This window comes from Mesorhizobium sp. GW821-FHT07A06 (genome assembly GCF_059419085.1).
In genome coordinates, this window is the sequence record NZ_JBWKRC010000004.1 from 157,584 (window position 1) to 177,649 (window position 20,066).

A 20,066-nucleotide genomic window follows, 5' to 3' on the forward strand; every position below is an offset into this window, starting at 1 on the left:
AGTGACGGGACCATCCGATGAAATTTCTCTGGGATTCGGCGCTCGGCCTGCTGGTCGTCACCGGCGGCCTGCTCGGGCTGACGCTGCCCTTCGGCAAGCTCGCCACGGCAGCCGGCGTGCCGGCCATGGTCTGGGCCTTCGTCATCTCGCTCGGTGCCGGCGGCGTGCTTTTGTGCGTGCTCTTGTTGCGCGGGGAGCGTGTCCGCCTCACCGCGCACAAATTGCGCTATTTCTTCGTCACGGCCGCCGTGTCCTATGCCGTCCCCAATCTCCTGATGTTCTCGGCCATTCCGCACCTTGGCGCCGGCTACACCGGCATCATGTTCACGCTGTCACCTGTCATCACGCTGGTGTTGTCGATCCTGCTGCGTGTGCGGCGCCCGAACATACTGGGCATTGCCGGCATTGCAGTCGGCTTCGTCGGCGCCGTCATGGTGGCGGTGACGCGCGGAGAGGCCGGCCAGCCGGCCGATCTCTTCTGGGTGGTCATGGGCCTGCTCATCCCGGTCAGCCTTGCCGTCGGCAACATCTATCGCACGGTGGATTGGCCTGAAGGCACCGGCCCGATCGAACTCGCTGTCGGCAGTCATCTGGCGTCGGCGACGCTGCTGCTCGCCGGTATTCTCACCCTGTTCGGCATCAAGGCCTTCGCGCCGCTCGACGGCGTGCCGCTGGTCGTCGTCGCGCAAGTCGCATCCGCGTCGGCGATGTTCGCCTTCTTCTTCCGGCTGCAGGCGGTCGGCGGCCCCGTCTATCTCAGCCAGATCGGTTATGTCGCGGCCGCGGTCGGCCTGTTTGCCGGCACGATCTTCCTTGGCGAGCACTATCGGCTGCTGACCTGGGTCGGCGCCGTCATCATCACCGCCGGCGTTTTCATCACCACCAAGGCGCAAAGCCAGAAAGCCTGACGTCTCAGTTTGTGCCGTCGTCGGCATCGCCACCGGGCTCCGGCTGCGGCCGAGGATGCCGACCGCCCGCGCGCCCGCGGTACGAATTCCGGAACGCCTGCTCGGTCAGACCGATCCCTTTTCCGCCAGCACCATGTAGTTGACGTCCATATCCTTCGATCGCGCCCAGCGGTCGGCGAGCGGATTGTAGGTGACGCCGGTGCGGTCGATGATCGTCAGGCCGGCGCCGCCAAGCGCCTTTTCCAGCTCTTCGGGGCGCACCAGCTTGCCGAACTGGTGGGTGCCGCGCGGCAGCCAGCGCAGCACGTATTCGGCGCCGATGATGGCCAGGCCCAGCGCCTTCAGCGTGCGGTTGATGGTGGCCACGAACATGATGCCGCCGGGCCGGACCATCTGCCCGCATTTGGCGACGAACAGTTCGATGTCGGCGACATGCTCGACCACTTCCATGTTGAGGATGACGTCGAATGTCTCGCCGGCGTCGGCAAGGTCCTCGGCCGTCGTGGCGCGATAGTCGACGCTCACATTGCCTTCGGCGGCATGCAGTTTCGCCACTTCGATGTTTGTTTCGGAGGCATCCGCTCCCACGACCTCGGCGCCAAGCCGCGCCATCGGCTCGCACAAAAGACCGCCGCCGCAGCCGATGTCGAGGATCCGCAGGCCCTCGAACGGCCGCGCGGCGCGTGGGTCACGGCCGAAGCGCGATGCTATCTGGTCGCGGATATAGGAAAGCCGGACCGGATTGAATTTATGCAGCGGACGAAACTTGCCGTTCGGATTCCACCATTCGGCGGCAAGGGCGGAAAAGCGTTCCACTTCTCCGGCATCGATCGTCGATCGTCGGGGCTCTGGCATCGGTTGTCTCCTAGAGCTCTTGTTGGTCGCAATTGCGAACGGAAAACCGCTTCACACTTTTCCTGGAACGGCCTTAGAGCGCTAGGAAGTCGGGCGTGGGGGAGCGAATGTCAAGGCAGCTTTTTTCAATGCTGCCAAACACGGTCCGTCGGACTCAGCTGGTCCTGTCCAGCACGTCGCGCAGCTTCGCGTCCAGTTGCTCGATGGTGAACGGCTTGGCCAGGAAGTGCACGTCATGGTCGAGCACGCCGTTATGGACGACCGCATTCCTGGTGAAGCCGGTGGTGAAGATGACTTTCAGTCCGGGCTGGCGCGCGACCGCCTCCTCGGCGAGCTTGCGGCCGTTCATCACCGGCATGACGATATCGGTGAACAGCAGGGCGATGCCTGACGACGCGTCGAGCTTCTCGAGCGCCTCCGGACCGCTCGCGGCATGGATGACGGTGTAGCCGAGTTCGCGCATGGCGTCGGTCGTGGCGGCCCGCACCCGGGCGTCGTCCTCGACGACGAGGATCGTCTCGGTGACCTTGACGGAGCTCTTGCCGCGCCCGACGGGTACTGCTGGCTCCTCCGAGCCGAAAAACCGCGGCAGGTAGATCTTGATCGTCGTGCCTTCACCCGGTTCGGAGTAGATCTTGACGTGGCCGCCCGACTGTTTGACGAAGCCGAACACCTGGCTCAACCCAAGTCCCGTGCCCTTGTTGACCGGCTTGGTCGTGAAGAACGGTTCGAAGGCCCTGGCGATGACCTCCGGTGGCATGCCGGCGCCGGTGTCGGTCACCGCCACCATCACATATTGGCCAGGCGTGACTTCGGCGTGTGTCGAGGCGTAGGCCTCGTCGAGATGGCTGTTGGCGGTCTCGATGGTCAATTTTCCGTCATTGTCCATGGCATCGCGGGCATTGACGGCCAGGTTGAGGATCGCGTTCTCGATCTGGCTCGGATCGGCGTGGATTTTCCACAGGCCGCCCGCCAAAACCGTTTCGATACGGATGCCTTCGCCGAGCGCTCGGTGCAGAAGGTCGGACATGCCGGTCACCAGCCGGTTGGTGTCGACGACCTGCGGCGCCAGCGGCTGCAGACGGGAGAAGGCAAGCAATCGGGAGGTCAGATTGGCGGCACGGCTGGCCGCATCCGTCGCGGCCTCGATGAACTTCTCGATGTCGTTCTCGCCGCGCTTCAGCTTGCGCTGGGCAAGGTTCATGGCGCTGAGGATCACCGCCAGCATGTTGTTGAAATCGTGGGCGATGCCGCCGGTCAGCTGGCCGACGGCTTCCATCTTCTGCATCTGGCGGATCTGGGATTCGGCCTTCTCGCGGGTGTCGATCTCGTTGCCGAGCTCGATGTTCTTGCCCATCAGCTCTGCCTGGGCGGTGGCGACTTCGCGGAAGCGGCGGCGGGATTCGCGGATTGTGTAGGTGGCGAGCAGGAAGATCGCGAAGAGGGCCGCCAGCGAGCCGATGCGCAGCCAGGTCTCGACCTGGTCGGTGTGCTCGTCGCGCTCGGCAATCGCGGCGCCTTCCATACGCCGGATGGTGTCCATGCTGGCGCGGATCTCGTCCATGGCGGCTTTGCCCTGGCCGCTGCGGACCAGCCGCAAGGCCCCGGCGACGTCGCCCTTGTCGTAAAGGGCGATCGTTACGGCCAGTTCAGCCTGTTTTTGCGCCAGCGCGTCTTTGATGTGACTGATCTGCTGGACCAGCTGGTCGTCGGAAGCCGTCATGGCATCGATGCGGGAGAGCTGTCCGGGGATTGCCTCGACGGCCTTCCGATACGGTTCGAGATAGGATTTTTCCCCGGTCAGCAGGTAGCCGCGCTGACCACTTTCGGCATCCTGCGCCATTGAAAGGAGCCCGGAAAGCAGTTCCTGGTACTCGATCGTCTCGCGAGCGGCGGCACGATTGGCCCTCTGGCCCTCGACAAGCACGGCACGCGTTCCGACGATCAATGCCAGCACGGCGAAGCCGGCGACAAGCGGGAGCGATTGCAATCGCATGGCGCGTCGAAGACGAGCAATCATCTGTTATGCCGAACCAAAAGGATTCCCCGCGGGCAGCATTTGGTAAGCGGCACGGGCCTGGAAGGCAATATGCCGTCTTCTTGACGCCGGCATTCCGCCGCCAGCCTTGCGAAACCTTCATCATTTGGCTAAGGAGGCCGCGCATTCAGCAGCCGGCACCAGCCGGGCGCTTTCCTCCGCTTTCGGCTCCCAGTTTTTGGCAAGGGGCCGGCTTCAGTCAAAGGCATTTCGCTTCCATGGCGCGTATCGTGATGAAATTCGGCGGAACCTCCGTCGCCGACATCGCCCGCATCCGCAATGTGGCGCGTCACGTCAAACGCGAGGTCGACGCGGGCCATGAGGTCGCGGTGGTGGTTTCGGCCATGGCCGGCAAGACCAACGAACTGGTTGCCTGGACGCGCGAGGCCTCGCCGATGCATGACGCACGCGAATATGACGCTGTCGTCGCTTCCGGAGAACAGGTCACCGCTGGCCTGCTGGCCATCACCTTGCAGAACATGGGCGTGCACGCCCGCTCCTGGCAGGGCTGGCAGATTCCGATCAAGACCGACAACGCGCATGGCGCGGCGCGCATCCTCGACATTGACGGCGCCTTCCTGGTCAAGCGCTTCGGCGAGGGCCAGGTGGCCGTCATCGCCGGCTTCCAGGGCATCGGGCCCGACAATCGCATCGCCACGCTTGGCCGCGGCGGTTCGGACACAAGTGCCGTGGCCATCGCCGCGGCGGTCAAGGCGGACCGTTGCGACATCTATACCGACGTCGACGGGGTCTACACCACCGATCCGCGCATCGAGCCCAAGGCGCGGCGGCTGGCCAAGATTTCCTTCGAGGAGATGCTTGAGATGGCCTCGCTCGGCGCCAAGGTTCTGCAGGTGCGTTCGGTCGAGCTTGCCATGGTGCACAGGGTGCGTACCTTCGTGCGGTCGTCCTTCGACGATCCCGACGCGCCCGGAATGGGGGATTTGCTCAATCCTCCGGGAACGCTCATTTGCGACGAGGAAGAGATCGTGGAACAGCAGGTCGTCACCGGAATTGCCTACGCCAAGGACGAAGCCCAGATTTCGCTGCGTCGCGTCGGCGACCGCCCAGGCGTCGCCGCCGGCATTTTCGGGCCGCTGGCCGAGGCCAACATCAATGTCGACATGATCGTCCAGAACATCTCCGAGGACGGCAAGTTCACGGACATGACCTTCACGGTGCCATCGGGAGACGTCGACAAGGCGCTGGCCGTGCTCGACCGGCTGAAAGCCGAGGTCGGCTACGATGTCGTGCAGTCCGAGGCCGGCATGTCGAAGGTCTCGGTCATCGGCATCGGCATGAGGAGCCACGCCGGTGTCGCCGCCACCGCCTTCAAGGCACTGGCGGACAAGGCGATCAACATTCGCGCCATCACCACCTCCGAGATCAAGATTTCGATACTGATCGACGGTCCGTACACCGAACTTGCGGTTCGCACTTTGCATTCCGTCTACGGTCTGGATAAGCAGTAGCAGACTGAATCAGTTGTTGCGCGCGTGCCGGCAGCGGCGGAAACTGCGCCGGCAGGTGTTTCATTGGAGAAGAAGCCGCGATGCGTGACCAGGCCAGTGGCCCGCGCGTTTTGCTGAAACGGCTCCGCGAGCTCATGCAGGAGCCGCTGGAGCCGCAGGAGCGGCTTGACCGGATCGTGCGCGACATCGCGTCCAACATGGTCGCGGAAGTGTGTTCGCTCTATGTGCTGCGCGCCGATTCGGTGCTCGAGCTCTACGCCACCGAGGGTCTGAACCCGAACGCCGTCCACCTGGCGCAGCTGCGACTGGGACAAGGCCTGGTCGGCACCATCGCCGCAAGCGCACGGCCGCTCAACCTCTCCAATGCTCAGGAACATCCGGCCTTCGCCTACCTGCCGGAGACCGGGGAAGAAATCTACAATTCCTTCCTTGGCGTGCCGGTGCTCAGGGCAGGGCGCACGCTGGGCGTCCTCGTCGTCCAGAACAAGACCATGCGTCATTACCGCGACGACGAGGTCGAGGCGCTGGAAACCACCGCGATGGTCATCGCCGAGATGATCGCCACCGGCGACTTGGCGCGGCTGACCCGGCCCGGCCTCGAACTCGACTTGCGCCGGCCTGTCAGCTTCACCGGCCTGTCCTTCAACGATGGCGTCGGGCTTGGCCATGTCGTGCTGCACGAGCCGCGCATCGTCGTCACCAATCTGTTCAACGAGGACAGCGAGGAAGAGGTCCGACGGCTGGAAAGCTCGCTCGGGTCGCTGCGGCTCTCCATCGACGACATGCTGGAGCGCCGCGACGTCGCTTTCGAGGGCGAGCACCGCCAGGTGCTGGAAGCCTATCGCATGTTCGCCAATGACCGTGGCTGGGTGCGACGCCTGGAAGAGGCGATCCGCAACGGCCTGACGGCAGAAGCCGCGGTGGAAAAGGTGCAGAGCGACATGCGCGCCCGCATGCTGCACATGACAGATCCTTATCTGCGCGAGCGGATGAGCGATTTCGACGACCTCGCCAACCGGCTGCTGCGCCAGCTGATGGGACGCGGGCCGGAAGATGTCGCGGCTTCGCTGCCGAAGGACGCCATCATCGTCGCCCGCTCGATGGGCGCCGCCGAACTGCTCGACTACCCTCGCGACAAGCTGCGCGGGCTGGTGCTGGAGGATGGCGCCGCCACGAGCCATGTCGTCATCGTCGCCCGCGCCATGGGCATTCCGGTCGCCGGCCAGATGAAGGGCGCGGTTTCGATGGCCGAAAACGGCGACGCCATTATCGTCGACGGCGAGGAAGGCACGATCCATCTGCGGCCGCAGTCCGATCTCGAAGCCGCCTATGCCGAAAAAGTGCGGTTCAGGGCGCGCCGGCAGGAGGTCTACCGCGAACTGCGCAAGAAGCCGTCGATGACCAGGGACGGCGTCCAGGTCGACCTCTTGATGAATGCCGGGCTTGCCGTCGACCTGCCGCAGCTGGCCGAGGCGGGTGCTGCCGGCATCGGCCTGTTCCGCACCGAGTTGCAGTTCATGGTCGCCTCGACCTTTCCGCGTGCCGAGGCACAGGAAAAACTCTATCGCGACGTGCTGGAGGCCGCACGCGGCAAGCCGGTCACCTTCCGCACCATCGACATTGGCGGCGACAAGGTGCTGCCCTACTTCAAGGGCGCTATCCAAGAAGAGAACCCGGCGCTCGGCTGGCGGGCGATCCGCCTGACGCTGGATCGGCCGGGGCTGCTGCGCACCCAAATCCGCGCCCTGCTGAAGGCCAGCGGCGGGCGCGAGCTCAAGCTGATGCTGCCCATGGTGACCGAGCTCGGCGAAATTGCCCAGGCGCGAGAAATCATCGACCGCGAAGTGCGGCATCTGTCGCGCTTCGCCCACCATCTGCCGACCAGCCTCAAGCTGGGCGCGATGCTGGAAGTGCCGTCGCTTCTGTTCCAGCTCGACGAATTGATGAAGGCGGTCGACTTCGTCTCGGTCGGGTCGAACGATCTGTTCCAGTTCGTCATGGCGGTCGACCGCGGCAACACGCAATTGGCCAACCGCTTCGACACGCTGTCGGCGCCGTTCCTGCGCGTCTTGAAGCTGATCGCCGATGCCGGCATCCGCAACCACACGCCGGTGACGCTGTGCGGTGAGCTCGCCGGCAAGCCGATCTCGGCGATGGCGCTGATCGGCCTCGGATTCCGCTCGATCTCGATGTCACCGGCCTCGATCGGCCCGGTCAAGGCGATGCTGACGGAATTGCCGCTGGATGAGCTGACGGAGTTCTTCGACGACAATCTGATGGCGCCCGCGCAGGGGCTGCCGATGCGGGCGCTGTTGCAGGCCTTTGCCGACGACCGCTCGATCCCGTTGTAGCATCAAATCATGGTCAATTTGCCCCGCGATCGCATGGATCAAGTCGTCAAGCGTTTCGAGATGCTCGAAGCGCAGATGTCGGCCGGACCGGCGCCGGATGCCTATGTGAAGATGGCGTCCGAATATGCCGAACTGCAGGACATGGTGGCCAAGGTCAGGGAATTGCGAGCGGCCGAACACGAGCAGGCCGACCTCGAGGCAATGCTCGCCGACAAGGGCACCGACGCCGAGATGCGGGCGCTCGCCGAGGCGGATCTGCCGGGGGTGGAGGAGCGCATCGAGGCGTTGCAGAAGGACATCCAGATACTGCTCCTGCCCAAGGATGCCGCCGACGACAAGAACGCCATCCTCGAAATCCGCGCCGGAACCGGCGGCGACGAGGCCGCGCTCTTCGCCGGCGACCTGTTTCGCATGTATGAGCGCTATGCCGCCGAGCGTGGCTGGCGGTTCGAGACGGTGTCGGCCAGCGACGGCGATGCTGGCGGGTTCAAGGAAATCATCGCCACGGTCTCCGGCAAGGGCGTTTTCGCCCATCTGAAATTCGAGTCCGGCGTGCATCGCGTGCAGCGCGTGCCGGCAACCGAGGCCAGCGGGCGCATTCATACCTCGGCGGCGACGGTCGCCGTGCTGCCGGAAGCCGAAGAGGTCGACATCGAGATCCGTGCCGAGGACATCCGCATCGATACGATGCGCGCCTCGGGTTCGGGCGGCCAGCACGTGAACACTACCGATTCGGCTGTCCGCATCACCCACCTGCCGACCGGCATCATGGTGGTGCAGGCGGAGAAGTCGCAGCACCAGAACCGGGCGAAGGCCATGCAGATCCTGCGCGCCCGGCTATATGACCTGGAGCGCGGCAAGGCTGACGAGGAGCGTTCCGAATCACGCAAATCGCAGGTCGGCTCCGGCGATCGCTCGGAACGCATCCGAACCTATAATTTCCCGCAAGGCCGCGTCACCGACCACCGCATCAACCTGACGCTCTACAAGCTCGACCGGGTGATGATGGGCGAACTCGACGAAGTCATCGACGCGCTGATCGCCGACCACCAGTCGAAACTGCTGGCCGATATCGGCCTCGATGGCTGACCCGCTGCCCAAGGCGCTGGGTCCGCTGTTGCGGGAAGCGCGGGCCAGGCTTGTGGCGGCCGGGGTGGATGATCCCGTACTCGACGCACGGCTGATTGTCGAACATTTTTCCGGCACGACCCGTACGCAGGCCATTGCCGACCCTGAACATGAGATCGACAGGAACGCCATCGCCGCGATCGACGCCGCCCTGGGGCGCCGAGCCGCCGGCGAACCCGTGCATCGCATCCTGGGCTACCGTGAATTCTACGGTTTGCGTCTGGCGCTGTCGCCGGAAACGCTGGAGCCAAGGCCGGATACCGAAACGCTGGTCGAGGCGGTGCTGCCTTTCGTCAAGACAATTGCCGCGCGGGAGGGTTCGTGCCGCATCCTCGATCTCGGCACGGGGACGGGCGCCATCGCGCTCGCGCTGCTGAGTGCGGTGCCGACCGCGACCGCCACCGGTGTCGACATCGCAGCCGGAGCGCTGGCGACGGCGGCCCGCAATGCCGGGCAAACCGGACTTGGCGACCGGTTCGCGACGGTGCGGTCGGATTGGTTCGAAAAAGTTTCCGGCCGATACCATGTAATTGCCGCAAACCCTCCCTATATACCTTCACGACACATTGGAAATCTGCAGGACGAGGTCCGCGATTTCGACCCGCGCCTGGCCCTGGATGGCGGCGTGGATGGGCTGACCCCCTACCGGATCATCGCCGCCGAAGCGGCACCGTTTCTGGAAGCAGAAAGCAGGATTGCGGTCGAGATCGGCCACACGCAACGCACCGAGGTCAACGATATATTCCGCGCAGCCGGCTACGCTGCGGGCGAGTTGTTTCGTGATCTTGGCGGAAACGACAGGGTTCTTGTCTTTCAAAGGGGATAAGCCTTGACGCACCGCGAAAAAACCGCTTGGCAATACCGGGGAATGCGGCTAGGGTCGCCTCAACCGGATGAGACGAAGCAGGCAGTGCTCTTAGCGATTCGGTCCTCCTTGGAAATAGCTGCCTTCTTGCGCAAACGACGCCCAAGCTTCGTGCGGGAATCGTCCGGCAAGTGATGTAACCGGAACAGGATGGCACGTGGCGCCAACGCAATTGATGCGGGCGAACGCCGGTGAAGAAACGAAACGGCTGGCTGCATGAGCGCCTCCGTTCGTGACGATTTTTCGAAAATTTCAAGATGAAGAGAGTCGAATGAGGCCACAACAGCAGAACAGGCGCATGCGCGGTCGCAATAACAATGGCGGCGGCGGTGGCAATAACAATAACAACAACAACCGCAAGGGCCCGAATCCCCTGACGCGCAACTACGAGAGCAACGGCCCGGACGTGAAGATCCGTGGATCAGCTCAGCAGATCGCCGAAAAATACGCCACCCTGGCCCGTGACGCGCAAAGCTCCGGCGACAGGGTCATGGCGGAGAACTATCTCCAGCACGCCGAACACTATAATCGCATCATTGCCGCCGCGCAGGCGCAGATGCCGATCCAGAACGTCCAGCAGAACCGCGACGATTTCGACGATGACGGTGATGAGGATCGCGACGAGTTCGACAATGCAGGTAACAATGGGGCCGGCAACAGCGGCAACACCGTTTCCGAACCACAAGTACCTGTGATCAACCATGGCGCTGGTCCGCAGCCGGTGATCGAAGGCATGCCGGCGGAGGTCGCGCTGAACCGGGACGGCCGCGACAATCGTGACAATGCCGGGCGTGACAATGCCGGGCGCGATAACGCCGGGCGTGACAATAACGGACGCAACAATAACCGCGACAGCAATGGCGGGCGCCACCGCGATCGCCGTCCCAATGGCGGCTATGGCCAGAATGGCCAGCGCGATTATGCTTCGTCCGCCGAGCAAGGCGGTCAGCAGCAGCGCAACGAGTTCCCGGGGCAGGCAGAAGTACAGGCAGAGCCCGGTTCGCCGGCCGAGACCGCCGTGATAGCCGAGCCGGCGCCGCTGTTCGAGAGTTTTTCGCCTGCGGCTCTTGCCGCCCAGGCCGAACTCAACGAGGCGGCCACCGAGAGCGGTGCCGCCCGCCGTCCGCGCCGTCCGCGCCGTCCGCGCGCCAGTGCCGACCAGGTCGACGCCGGCAGCGGCAATGCGGATGCCGGCGAGGTGGCCGCGGCTCCGGCAGACAACGGCAGTTCCGAGCCGGTGATTGCCGATATCGACAACTGATCGAACACCATTTCAAGACGTGGAACGGCGGGGAGAAATCTCCGCCGTTTCCGTTTGGGCTGACCTGGAATATTATGCATTGACCGATATCAATGCGTCTTGAGACGGCATGGTCCATGCCCCATATCTCGGCTGAACAGGATCCGGCTCGAATGGGCGGGTCCGTCACCGCAATCTGATCCGGTGCCGCGAAGCGGGCCGGTGATGGAAGGAGACAGATATGAACCTTGAGAAGTACTCCGAGCGCGTGCGCGGCTTTATCCAGTCCGCGCAGACCATGGCGCTCTCCCGCAATCACCAGCAATTCACTCCCGAACACATTTTGAAGGTCCTCGTCGACGATGATGAAGGCCTGGCCGCGTCGCTGATCGAACGCGCCGGCGGCAATGTCCGCGACGTCAAGCTCGGCGTCGAGACGGCGCTCGAGGCAATGCCGAAGGTCGAAGGCGGCAATGGCCAGCTCTATCTGGCGCAGCCGCTCGCCAAGGTGTTCTCGACCGCCGAGGAACTGGCCAAGAAGGCCGGGGACAGCTTCGTCACCGTCGAGCGGCTGTTGCAGGCGCTCACCATGGAGAAGTCGGCAAAGACCGCCGACATCCTGGCCAAGGCCGGTGTCACCGCGCAGGCGCTGAACCAGGTCATCAATGATGTCCGCAAGGGCCGCACCGCCGATTCGGCGAGTGCCGAACAGGGCTATGACGCGCTGAAGAAATACGCGCGCGACCTGACCGCCGATGCCCGCGCCGGCAAGCTGGACCCGGTGATTGGTCGCGACGACGAGATCCGCCGCACCATCCAGGTGCTGTCGCGGCGCACCAAGAACAATCCAGTGCTGATCGGCGAGCCGGGCGTCGGCAAGACGGCGATCGCCGAAGGCCTGGCGCTGCGCATCGTCAATGGCGACGTGCCTGAATCGCTGAAGGACAAGCAGTTGATGGCGCTTGACATGGGCGCGCTGATCGCCGGTGCCAAATATCGCGGCGAGTTTGAGGAGCGGCTGAAGGCCGTGCTCTCGGAAGTCACCTCGGCCAATGGCAACATCATCCTGTTCATCGACGAGATGCACACGCTGGTCGGCGCTGGCAAGGCGGATGGCGCGATGGATGCGTCTAACCTGTTGAAGCCGGCGCTGGCGCGCGGCGAACTGCACTGCGTTGGCGCCACCACGCTCGATGAATACCGCAAGCATGTCGAGAAGGATCCGGCACTTGCCCGCCGCTTCCAACCGGTCTTCGTTGATGAGCCGACAGTAGAGGATACGGTCTCGATCCTGCGCGGCCTGAAGGAGAAATACGAGCAGCACCACAAGGTGCGCATCTCCGACTCGGCTCTGGTGGCGGCGGCGACGCTGTCCAATCGCTACATCGCCGACCGCTTCCTGCCGGACAAGGCGATCGACCTGGTCGACGAGGCCGCCTCGCGGCTTCGCATGCAGGTCGATTCCAAGCCCGAGGCGCTGGACGAGATCGACCGCCGCATCATGCAGCTCAAGATCGAGCGCGAGGCGCTGAAGGTCGAGACGGATGACGCCTCGAAAGACCGGCTCGCCCGCCTGGAAAAGGAACTTGTCGGGCTCGAAGAGGAATCCACCGAGATCACCGCCAAATGGCAGGCCGAGAAGCAGAAGCTCGGTCTTGCCGCCGACTTGAAGAAGCAGCTCGACGAGGCGCGCAACGAACTGGCCATTGCCCAGCGCAAGGGTGAATTCCAGCGCGCCGGCGAGCTTGCCTATGGCAAGATCCCCGAACTGGAAAAGAAGCTCAAGGAAGCCGAAGCCCAGGACGGCAAGGCCGGCATGGTCGAGGAGGTGGTCACCCCCGACCACGTCGCCCATATCGTCTCGCGCTGGACCGGCATTCCGGTCGACAAGATGCTGCAGGGCGAGCGCGACAAGCTGCTGCGCATGGAAGACGAGATCGGCAAGCGGGTCGTCGGCCAGGGTGAGGCGGTGCAAGCCGTTTCCAAGGCAGTGCGGCGCGCCCGTGCCGGCCTGCAGGATCCGAACCGTCCGATCGGCTCGTTCATGTTCCTCGGGCCGACGGGTGTCGGCAAGACCGAACTGACCAAGGCGCTGGCAAGCTTCCTGTTCGACGACGAGAGCGCGATGGTGCGCATCGACATGTCGGAGTTCATGGAGAAGCACTCGGTCGCCCGGCTGATCGGCGCGCCTCCCGGCTATGTCGGCTATGAGGAAGGCGGCGCGCTCACCGAAGCGGTGCGGCGCCGGCCCTATCAGGTCGTGCTGTTCGACGAGATCGAGAAGGCGCATCCCGATGTCTTCAACGTGCTCTTGCAGGTACTCGATGACGGCCGGCTCACCGACGGGCAGGGCCGCACGGTCGATTTCCGCAACACGCTGATCATCATGACGTCGAATCTCGGTGCCGAATATCTGGTCAATCTCGGCGAGGACCAGGACGTCGACGCGGTGCGCGACGAGGTGATGGGCGTGGTGAGAGCGTCGTTCCGGCCGGAGTTCCTCAACCGCGTCGACGAGGTGATCCTGTTCCACCGGCTGCGCCGCAAGGACATGGACCGCATCGTCGAGATCCAGCTCAAGCGGCTGGAAAGCCTGCTTGTCGATCGCAAGGTCACGCTGTCGCTGGATCACGAGGCGATCGAGTGGCTGGCGGCCAAGGGCTATGACCCGGCCTATGGCGCGCGGCCGCTGAAGCGGGTGATGCAGAAGGAGTTGCAGGATCCGCTGGCGGAGAAGATCCTGCTCGGCGAGATCCTCGACGGCTCGACCGTCAAGGTGACGGCCGGCTCCGACCGGCTGAACTTCCGTTCGAAGCCGACGGTCGTGGCGACCGAAGCGGCGGCTTGATCCCGCGCCGCGCGTCCACCCTGGGCGCGCGGCGCTTTCATACTGATGACGGGGCGTGGATGACGCTGGACGACTACAACGGCTTCTGCGCCTCGCTGCCCGCAACAAACCATGTCGTCCAGTGGGGTGACGCCCATGTCTGGAAGGTCGGGACCAAGGTGTTTGCGATCGGCGGCTGGGATCAGGGCCAGCAGCTCTTTGTCACTTTCAAATGTTCCGACATTGCCTATGACGTGCTCAAGGAACAGCCGGGGCTGCGGCCCGCGCCCTATCTTGCCTCTCGCGGCATGAAATGGATCCAGCGTCGGACAAGCCAGAGCATGGATGATGATGCGCTGAAGGACTATTTGCGCGAGAGCCATCGCCTTGTCGCCCTGAAGCTGACCAAGCAGGCGCGCAAGGACCTGGGCCTTGTCGCAAGCTAGCTGATATTCGTCCATACGCCGGGAAACCGCCATCTTCATGCCCGGTTCATGTTGGAACCATATGGTGGGTAACTGGTTTGCTGGCGAAGGGTTCGCCGAAGAATAACGCCGGGCGGCGGCAATTACGGACCGGAGAGTTTGGCCACGATGTTCCGCACAATCTCTGCCCTTTCGGCGCTTGCCGCCGGGCTTGTGTCTTTTGGTGCGCTTGCGGCGCCGACACAGGACAATGCACCACGGCTTGTCCGCGCTGCCGATGACGGCGGCATTCTCGTCGCGCAGGACGGAAATCTGGACATCTACTACGACGCCCGCGGCAACCGCGTCATTGTCGATGCCGATACCGGAAAGGTCATCGCCATCCAGCCGCCGCAGACCCGGCTTGACCGGCGCGCGCTGCGCCGCGAGACAAGGTTGCGCGAGTTGGGCCGGGCTCCCGCCGATGACGACCGCTACTATCTCGACGATCCGGAAGACATGGCGCGGTTCCGCCGCAAGCAATTGGAAGAGGAAGGCCGGGTCATCCCGCCGCCGGCCGACGAATATGACCCGTATGGCGACAATTCGGTGGAAGCCTACCCGCCGGCGCCGCAGGACAACGGCAATTACGACAACAATTATCCCGATGCGCCGCAGCCGGCAAAGCCGGGCACCATCAAGCGCCAGCCGTTGAACGAGGCCTCGATAGACCCTTTGCAGCCCGCTACCCCGACGGAACAGGCCCCGCCGGCCGACCAATCGGCACTGCCGCCGAAGATTGGCGGCAAGACCACGGTTGACCCATCGCTGTCGCTGGGCGCCCGCCAGGATGTGGCGGCGCTGCAGGTGCTGCTCGACCGGGGCGGCGCTTCGCCCGGCGTCATCGACGGGCGCTTCGGCTCGAATGTCGACAAGGCCATCGCCGCCTATAATGAGATCACCGGCAGCAATCTCAAGTCGACCGATGCTGTCGGTATCCAGACGGCTCTTGCGCAATCCGGTGGCGACGCGTTTGCCAACTATACGATCACCGCGGAGGATGCGGCGGGCCCCTATGTCGCCTCGGTCCCGGAAGACTACAGCCAGAAGGCGCAGCTCAACTGCATGTGCTACACCTCTGTCACCGAGGCGTTGGCGGAGCGCTTCCACATGGACGAGAACTATCTGAAGTCGATCAACAAGGGCCTCGACTTCAACCGCCCCGGCACGATCATCAAGGTCGCCAATTTCGGCAAGCTGGTGTCAACGCCGGTCGCGCGGATCGTTGCCGACAAGACCAAGAAAGAAGTGTACGCCTACGATGCGGGTGGCAAGCTGGTGGCGGCTTATCCCGCCACCATCGGCTCGGCCGATACGCCGTCGCCCACCGGCATCCATGCGGTGTCGCGCATCGCGCTCGATCCGAACTACACCTACAACCCGAACATCAATTTCAAGCAGGGCCAAAACGACAAGATCCTGACCATTCCGCCAGGCCCCAACGGACCTGTCGGGTCGGTCTGGATTGCGCTGGACAAGCCGACCTATGGCATCCACGGAACGCCCGAGCCGTCGAAGATCGGCAAGACCGAAAGCCATGGCTGCGTGCGCCTGACCAACTGGGACGCGCGCGAACTGGCCAAGCTGGTGTCGCCGGGGGTTACCGTGGAATTCGTTGGCGGGCCTTCAGCCGATGACGTTGCGCAGCAATGAGCCGCGCAGCGCGGCGGCGTAGATCAGCTGCACGACCAGAATGAAGCCGACGCTGAGCAATGGGTTGAGCAGGCAGAGTGCGGCGCCGATCGCCCACAGGATTTGGGCCTTGACGATTCGCATGTAGACCATGCGCCTTGTGTCGGCGTCGACATCTTCGGCGACAAAGCCGTTCTTCTCCGCATAGTGCCAGCTGGCGAACAGGGTGACGCCGAGCATCAGCAGGTTGAGCCAGTAGACCAGCACCGCGGTCCTGAATTCGAGGAAGTCCGCCAGCAGGTCGGTCGAGAACGGCAAGAGCGCGATGAAGGCGAGAAAGCAAAGGTTCAGCGTGGCGAGCCGTCTGTCGGACTTGGCGATCAGTCCATGCTGGGCCTGCTGACCGAACCAGAAGATGGTCAAGGTCAGGAAGCTCAACGCATAGGTCAGGAAGCGTGGCGCGAGCGACGCGATGGCGGCAAGCAGGTCGCTCTCGGAATGAACAGCCTCATGCGCCGGCACCCTGATCTCGAGCACGATCAGCGTTAGCGCGATGGCGAAGACCGCCGTCGGTGATGCCAACAATGCGGCCGCGTCCTTCCGCCGACGCTTCGAGTGGACGCTTCATCGTTTCCTCCGCCTGCGGTTCTCCAGAAAAATCTAGCACGACTGACGCCATTTGCGTCCAGGCGGGATGTTCCCTGGCAATATGGCTGGTTTCAAGGACTACAAGCCGCTGGCCGGTTGTTGCCAGCCCAGCGGCGGTCTAAGCAGAGTGCCATGCATTCGCCAGATGAAGCCGCCGCAATTCCGCTGACCAGACCGCTCACGAACGGGACGTTCTGCCCGCAATCGCAGCGCCGATACGTGCTGATCGCGGCGATCCTGGCGTCGGCGCTCGGCTTCATCGACGGTTCGATCCTGGCCATCGCCATGCCGGCGATCCGCGTCGATCTTGGCGCCAGTCTCGCCGAGGCGCAGTGGATCTCCAATGGCTATGCGTTGACACTGTCGGCGCTGATCCTTGCCGGTGGGGCCGCCGGCGACCGGTTCGGGCTGCGCCGGGCCTTCGTGGCCGGCATCGTGTTGTTTGTCGCGGCCTCGCTTGCCTGTGCGCTGGCTCCGAATGCTGTCGTGCTGATCGCGTTTCGCGCCCTCCAGGGCATTGGCGCGGCGATCATGGTGCCGGGCAGCCTCGCCATCATCGCCAAGGCCTACCCTAAGAAAGAACGCGGCCGTGCGATCGGCATCTGGGCGGCGGCCTCGGCGCTGACCACCGCACTCGGCCCCGTGCTCGGCGGCCTTGTCCTGTCGGCTTTCGGCGGCGGCATCTGGCGGGCGATCTTCGCCGTCAACCTGCCTCTCGGCCTGATTTCGATCTATCTCCTGCTTGCCAAGATTCCAGCCGATGCACCGACGGAGAAACGCAGCCTGGATCTCGGCGGTGGGGCGCTGGCGACATTGGCCTTCGGCGCGCTCGCGTATGGGCTGACGTCAATGAGTTCCAGCGGCGAGGGCCACATGGCGGGGCCGAGCATTGCCGCCGGCGCGGTGCTGCTTGTGGTGTTCATCCTGTTCGAGCAGAGACAGCGCGAGCCGATGATCGATCTCAGCCTGTTTCGCATCGGTGCTTTCGCCGGCGCCAATGTTGCGACCTTCTTTCTCTATTTCGCGCTGTCGGCCAATCTCTTCTATCTGCCGATGCTGCTGATCGCCGGCTGGGGGCTGAGCACGGCCGAGGTCGGCTTCATCTTCCTGCCGCTGTCCGCATCGATCGCACTTCTGTCGGGGCCGGTCGGTCAATTGTCCGATCGGATCGGGCCGCGTTTCCCTATCGCCTGCGGCAGCCTGATCGTGGCTTTCGCCTTTGCCGGACTTGCCTTGCTCACCCATGCCGGCATCCATAATTTCTGGACGGGGACGTTCCCGCTGATGGCGCTGATGGGACTCGGCATGGCGCTGGTCGTCTCGCCACTGTCGACCGCGATCATGACAGCGGTGGAAGACAAGGATACGGGGGCAGCTTCCGGCATCAACAATGCCGTCTCTCGTATTGGCGGCCTGATCGCGGTGGCGGCGATGGGATCGCTGGCGGCCTTGGTCTATGCCCATGCACTGGACGGGAGCGCGATTTCAGCCGTGCCAGGCTTCGGCGAACCGGCACCGGCTGGACTTGCGCCCGCGCTTGACGCGGCACGGCTGGCCGCCAGTGACGCAGCCTTCTCCGTGGTCTCCTGGGTGACGGCGCTGCTTTGCCTGCTTTCAGCTGTCATCGCGTGGACGACAATTTCCGGAGAGCCGCTGCCGTGGTCGCGACGTACCGAAACCAGGCAAGACTGAAACGCGCAGGCTCAGCCTTCGATCTTGGCGCTGGCGACTTTCAGTGAATTGCCATCTTCCTGCTTCAGCAGATCGTCGATGCGCTCGCGCTCGCGCTTGAAGGCAACGAGGTCGTCGCCTTTCAGCACCTTGCCGACCGGCAGGCGGACCCGCATCGGATCGACCTTGGTGCCGTTGACGATCAACTCGTAGTGGAGATGCGGGCCGGTGGCGAGGCCGGTCTGGCCGAGATAGCCGATGGTCTGACCCTGGCGAACCCGCATACCCGGCTCCATGCCTTTGGCAAAGGCGCTCTGGTGGTTGTACGAGGTTTCGTAGCCATTGGCATGGCGGATGATGATCTGCTTGCCGTAGCCGCCGGCCCAGCCGACCTTCTCGATGACGCCGTTGCCGGCGGCGATGATCGGAGTGCCGATTGGGGCCGCCCAGTCGACGCCGGTGTGCATGCGGACATAGCCGAGGATCGGGTGCTTGCGGGCGCCGAAACCGGAGCGGAATTTTCCGGCGGGCAGCGGATTGCGCAGCAGGAACTGCTGGGCGCTCGAACCGTCCTCGTCGAAATAGTCGGTGCTGCCGTCCTGCATCTGGAAACGGTAGAAGTTGCGCGTGGTGCCGCCAAACGTCGCCGAAACGTAGAGAAGTTCGGAATTGTCCGATGTCTGGTCGTCACCATCGGGCTGCGAGAACAGCACTTCGAGGCGGTCGGAGGGATTGAGGCGGGACTGGAAGTCGACATCGGACGCCAGGAGCTTGATCAGCCGCTGGGTCATCGCCTTGGACATGCCGTAGGAATAGGCGGCGCGGTAGATGCCGTCATAGACATTGGGCAGGTTGCCGCGCACCACAACGGGTGCGGACGAATCATCGAACGCCGTCAAGAGTTCGGGATTCGGCTCTGGTTCTTGCGCCGGCACGTACTGGCCGCGGTCATCGAGCGCGATGGTGACGATGTGCGTGGTCTTGTCGTAGACGCTGGTGCGCACGACCTTGGCGGCATCGCCGTGGACTTCGAGGCCGACGCGCAGAACGGTTCCGGCTTTCAAAGTCGGCGCGTTCAATAGCTTGGCGATTGCTTCGGCCATGCCCGTGGCGTCGTCACCCGTATAGCCCGAATCGGCAAAGGCCTCGGTGAGGTCGGTGTCCTTGGTGAAGGGGATGATTTCCTCGGCAAAAGCCGGTGCCTGGTCGTCAATGGCAGCACGCGGCGACACCGAGACGTTTTCCGGCACGATCTTGACGTCGTAGGAGCCGGCCATCGACTCGGCAAAGGCTTCGCCGAATCGCTGAGGATCGACATAGTGGAGTGAAGCGACCTGCACGGCGCCGTCGCTGAGGTCGGTGCCGGCTTCGCGTACCACCTTTTCCACCTCGTCGGCGGAAAGGTCGCTCTTTTCATCGAAGGTTGCCGTCTCGATGGGGAACTCGACGGTCTTCAGGCTCATCTCGCTTTCGACCTTGGCGCCATAGATCTGGCCGGAGGCTGCGGAGGCCGTCGCTGGTTGCGCGGGGGTATCGTCGCCGTCGTCGCCGAATACCTGCATCGGGTCGAAGGGCGGGTAGGGCCGGCTGGTGGTGTGGCCGGCGGCGAGCGCCATCTTGATCTGCACGAAAGGCATGGTGTGGATGACATCGCGGTCGCCGACCTTGGTGACCATCGACACTTCCATGCGGCGGCGGTCCTTGGCCTTGGCGATCTGGCGCGGCGCCACAAGCCTGGTCGTCTTGGCCACCTCGCCGGAATCGCCATTGCTGGCAAGGCCGATGAGTTCGGCGATCTCGGGTGGAGTGGCCAGTTGCTGGCGACCGTCGAGGGCGGCGAACAGCGCCACGCCCATCAGCACGCTCGAGGTTACGCCCGTCAGGAATGTTCCCGACAACCAGCGCGCAGAAACCTCGCGCCGATCGGGCGGGCCACTGCGGCCATCCGCGATAAGCGGCGGCTCATT

At 64.0% G+C, this 20,066-nt stretch carries 14 protein-coding genes (1 of these 14 only partly in view); 10 read left to right on the forward strand and 4 right to left on the reverse strand.

Going from position 1 to position 20,066, the window contains the following annotated elements; translation table 11 throughout:
* The first annotated feature begins 17 nt into the window (after positions 1-17).
* Complete coding sequence (locus AC07SZ_RS15025) at positions 18-908, forward strand: DMT family transporter (RefSeq protein WP_494914859.1); 891 nt, start codon at positions 18-20, stop codon at positions 906-908.
* A 105-nt stretch (positions 909-1,013) separates the two neighbouring features.
* On the opposite strand, the gene ubiG is transcribed toward AC07SZ_RS15025, so the two are convergent.
* Positions 1,014-1,763, reverse strand: a complete 750-nt coding sequence (ubiG, locus tag AC07SZ_RS15030; RefSeq protein WP_056576239.1) for a bifunctional 2-polyprenyl-6-hydroxyphenol methylase/3-demethylubiquinol 3-O-methyltransferase UbiG — start codon at positions 1,761-1,763, stop codon at positions 1,014-1,016.
* 154 nt (positions 1,764-1,917) lie between these two features.
* Entirely contained in the window at positions 1,918-3,759 is a 1,842-nt protein-coding gene (locus tag AC07SZ_RS15035; protein ID WP_494914860.1) for a CHASE3 domain-containing protein, read from the reverse strand.
* 260 nt (positions 3,760-4,019) lie between these two features.
* Between AC07SZ_RS15035 and AC07SZ_RS15040 the strand changes: the two genes are divergently transcribed.
* From AC07SZ_RS15040 to AC07SZ_RS15075, 8 genes are all read left to right on the forward strand, one after another.
* Positions 4,020-5,273: an aspartate kinase gene (locus tag AC07SZ_RS15040; protein WP_056576245.1), complete on the forward strand. Its 1,254-nt coding sequence runs from the start codon at positions 4,020-4,022 to the stop codon at positions 5,271-5,273.
* Positions 5,274-5,353: 80 nt separating this feature from the next.
* Positions 5,354-7,624 carry a phosphoenolpyruvate--protein phosphotransferase gene (gene ptsP, locus AC07SZ_RS15045; RefSeq protein WP_056576250.1) on the forward strand — a complete coding sequence of 757 codons (2,271 nt, stop codon included), beginning with the start codon at positions 5,354-5,356 and terminating at the stop codon, positions 7,622-7,624.
* Positions 7,625-7,633: 9 nt separating this feature from the next.
* Positions 7,634-8,713 (forward strand): peptide chain release factor 1, encoded by a 1,080-nt coding sequence (prfA, locus tag AC07SZ_RS15050; protein WP_056576253.1) that lies wholly within the window; start codon positions 7,634-7,636, stop codon positions 8,711-8,713.
* A complete protein-coding gene (gene prmC, locus AC07SZ_RS15055) occupies positions 8,706-9,578 on the forward strand; it encodes a peptide chain release factor N(5)-glutamine methyltransferase (protein WP_056576257.1) in 873 nt (290 codons plus the stop codon). Before prfA ends, prmC begins: the two co-directional genes overlap by 8 nt.
* A 310-nt stretch (positions 9,579-9,888) precedes the next feature.
* Complete coding sequence (locus AC07SZ_RS15060; RefSeq protein ID WP_494914862.1) at positions 9,889-10,878, forward strand: DUF4167 domain-containing protein; 990 nt, start codon at positions 9,889-9,891, stop codon at positions 10,876-10,878.
* Positions 10,879-11,098: 220 nt separating this feature from the next.
* Entirely contained in the window at positions 11,099-13,705 is a 2,607-nt protein-coding gene (gene clpB, locus AC07SZ_RS15065; RefSeq protein WP_494914863.1) for an ATP-dependent chaperone ClpB, read from the forward strand.
* A 59-nt stretch (positions 13,706-13,764) separates the two neighbouring features.
* Entirely contained in the window at positions 13,765-14,130 is a 366-nt protein-coding gene (locus AC07SZ_RS15070; RefSeq protein WP_172372085.1) for an MmcQ/YjbR family DNA-binding protein, read from the forward strand.
* Positions 14,131-14,277: 147 nt separating this feature from the next.
* Positions 14,278-15,801, forward strand: a complete 1,524-nt coding sequence (locus AC07SZ_RS15075; protein WP_056576268.1) for a L,D-transpeptidase family protein — start codon at positions 14,278-14,280, stop codon at positions 15,799-15,801.
* On the opposite strand, the gene AC07SZ_RS15080 is transcribed toward AC07SZ_RS15075, so the two are convergent.
* Positions 15,775-16,362, reverse strand: coding sequence for a TMEM175 family protein (locus AC07SZ_RS15080; protein ID WP_494914865.1), 588 nt, complete (start codon positions 16,360-16,362; stop codon positions 15,775-15,777). The two genes, AC07SZ_RS15075 and AC07SZ_RS15080, sit on opposite strands and share 27 nt — an antisense overlap.
* A 198-nt stretch (positions 16,363-16,560) precedes the next feature.
* Here AC07SZ_RS15080 and AC07SZ_RS15085 point away from each other — a divergent pair, with 198 nt between their 5' ends.
* Positions 16,561-18,120, forward strand: coding sequence for an MFS transporter (locus AC07SZ_RS15085; protein ID WP_494914867.1), 1,560 nt, complete (start codon positions 16,561-16,563; stop codon positions 18,118-18,120).
* A gap of 11 nt (positions 18,121-18,131) precedes the next feature.
* On the opposite strand, the gene AC07SZ_RS15090 is transcribed toward AC07SZ_RS15085, so the two are convergent.
* Positions 18,132-20,066 carry the 3' portion of a M23 family metallopeptidase gene (locus AC07SZ_RS15090; protein WP_494914869.1) on the reverse strand. 36 nt of this gene lie beyond the right edge of the window, so 1,935 of the gene's 1,971 nt are visible here — the last part of the coding sequence; the start codon falls outside the window, past its right edge; it ends in the stop codon at positions 18,132-18,134.

What these genes read in the sequence shown, in the direction of transcription:
- prmC (WP_056576257.1), top strand. Translation starts at nt 8,706, where the DNA reads ATGGCTGACCCGCTGCCCAAGGCGCTGGGTCCGCTGTTGCGGGAAGCG.
- AC07SZ_RS15040 (WP_056576245.1), top strand. Translation starts at nt 4,020, where the DNA reads ATGGCGCGTATCGTGATGAAATTCGGCGGAACCTCCGTCGCCGACATC.
- AC07SZ_RS15075 (WP_056576268.1), top strand. Translation starts at nt 14,278, where the DNA reads ATGTTCCGCACAATCTCTGCCCTTTCGGCGCTTGCCGCCGGGCTTGTG.
- AC07SZ_RS15025 (WP_494914859.1), top strand. Translation starts at nt 18, where the DNA reads ATGAAATTTCTCTGGGATTCGGCGCTCGGCCTGCTGGTCGTCACCGGC.
- clpB (WP_494914863.1), top strand. Translation starts at nt 11,099, where the DNA reads ATGAACCTTGAGAAGTACTCCGAGCGCGTGCGCGGCTTTATCCAGTCC.
- AC07SZ_RS15085 (WP_494914867.1), top strand. Translation starts at nt 16,561, where the DNA reads ATGCATTCGCCAGATGAAGCCGCCGCAATTCCGCTGACCAGACCGCTC.
- AC07SZ_RS15060 (WP_494914862.1), top strand. Translation starts at nt 9,889, where the DNA reads ATGAGGCCACAACAGCAGAACAGGCGCATGCGCGGTCGCAATAACAAT.
- prfA (WP_056576253.1), top strand. Translation starts at nt 7,634, where the DNA reads ATGGTCAATTTGCCCCGCGATCGCATGGATCAAGTCGTCAAGCGTTTC.
- ptsP (WP_056576250.1), top strand. Translation starts at nt 5,354, where the DNA reads ATGCGTGACCAGGCCAGTGGCCCGCGCGTTTTGCTGAAACGGCTCCGC.
- AC07SZ_RS15070 (WP_172372085.1), top strand. Translation starts at nt 13,765, where the DNA reads ATGACGCTGGACGACTACAACGGCTTCTGCGCCTCGCTGCCCGCAACA.
- ubiG (WP_056576239.1), bottom strand. Translation starts at nt 1,763, where the DNA reads ATGCCAGAGCCCCGACGATCGACGATCGATGCCGGAGAAGTGGAACGC.
- AC07SZ_RS15035 (WP_494914860.1), bottom strand. Translation starts at nt 3,759, where the DNA reads ATGCGATTGCAATCGCTCCCGCTTGTCGCCGGCTTCGCCGTGCTGGCA.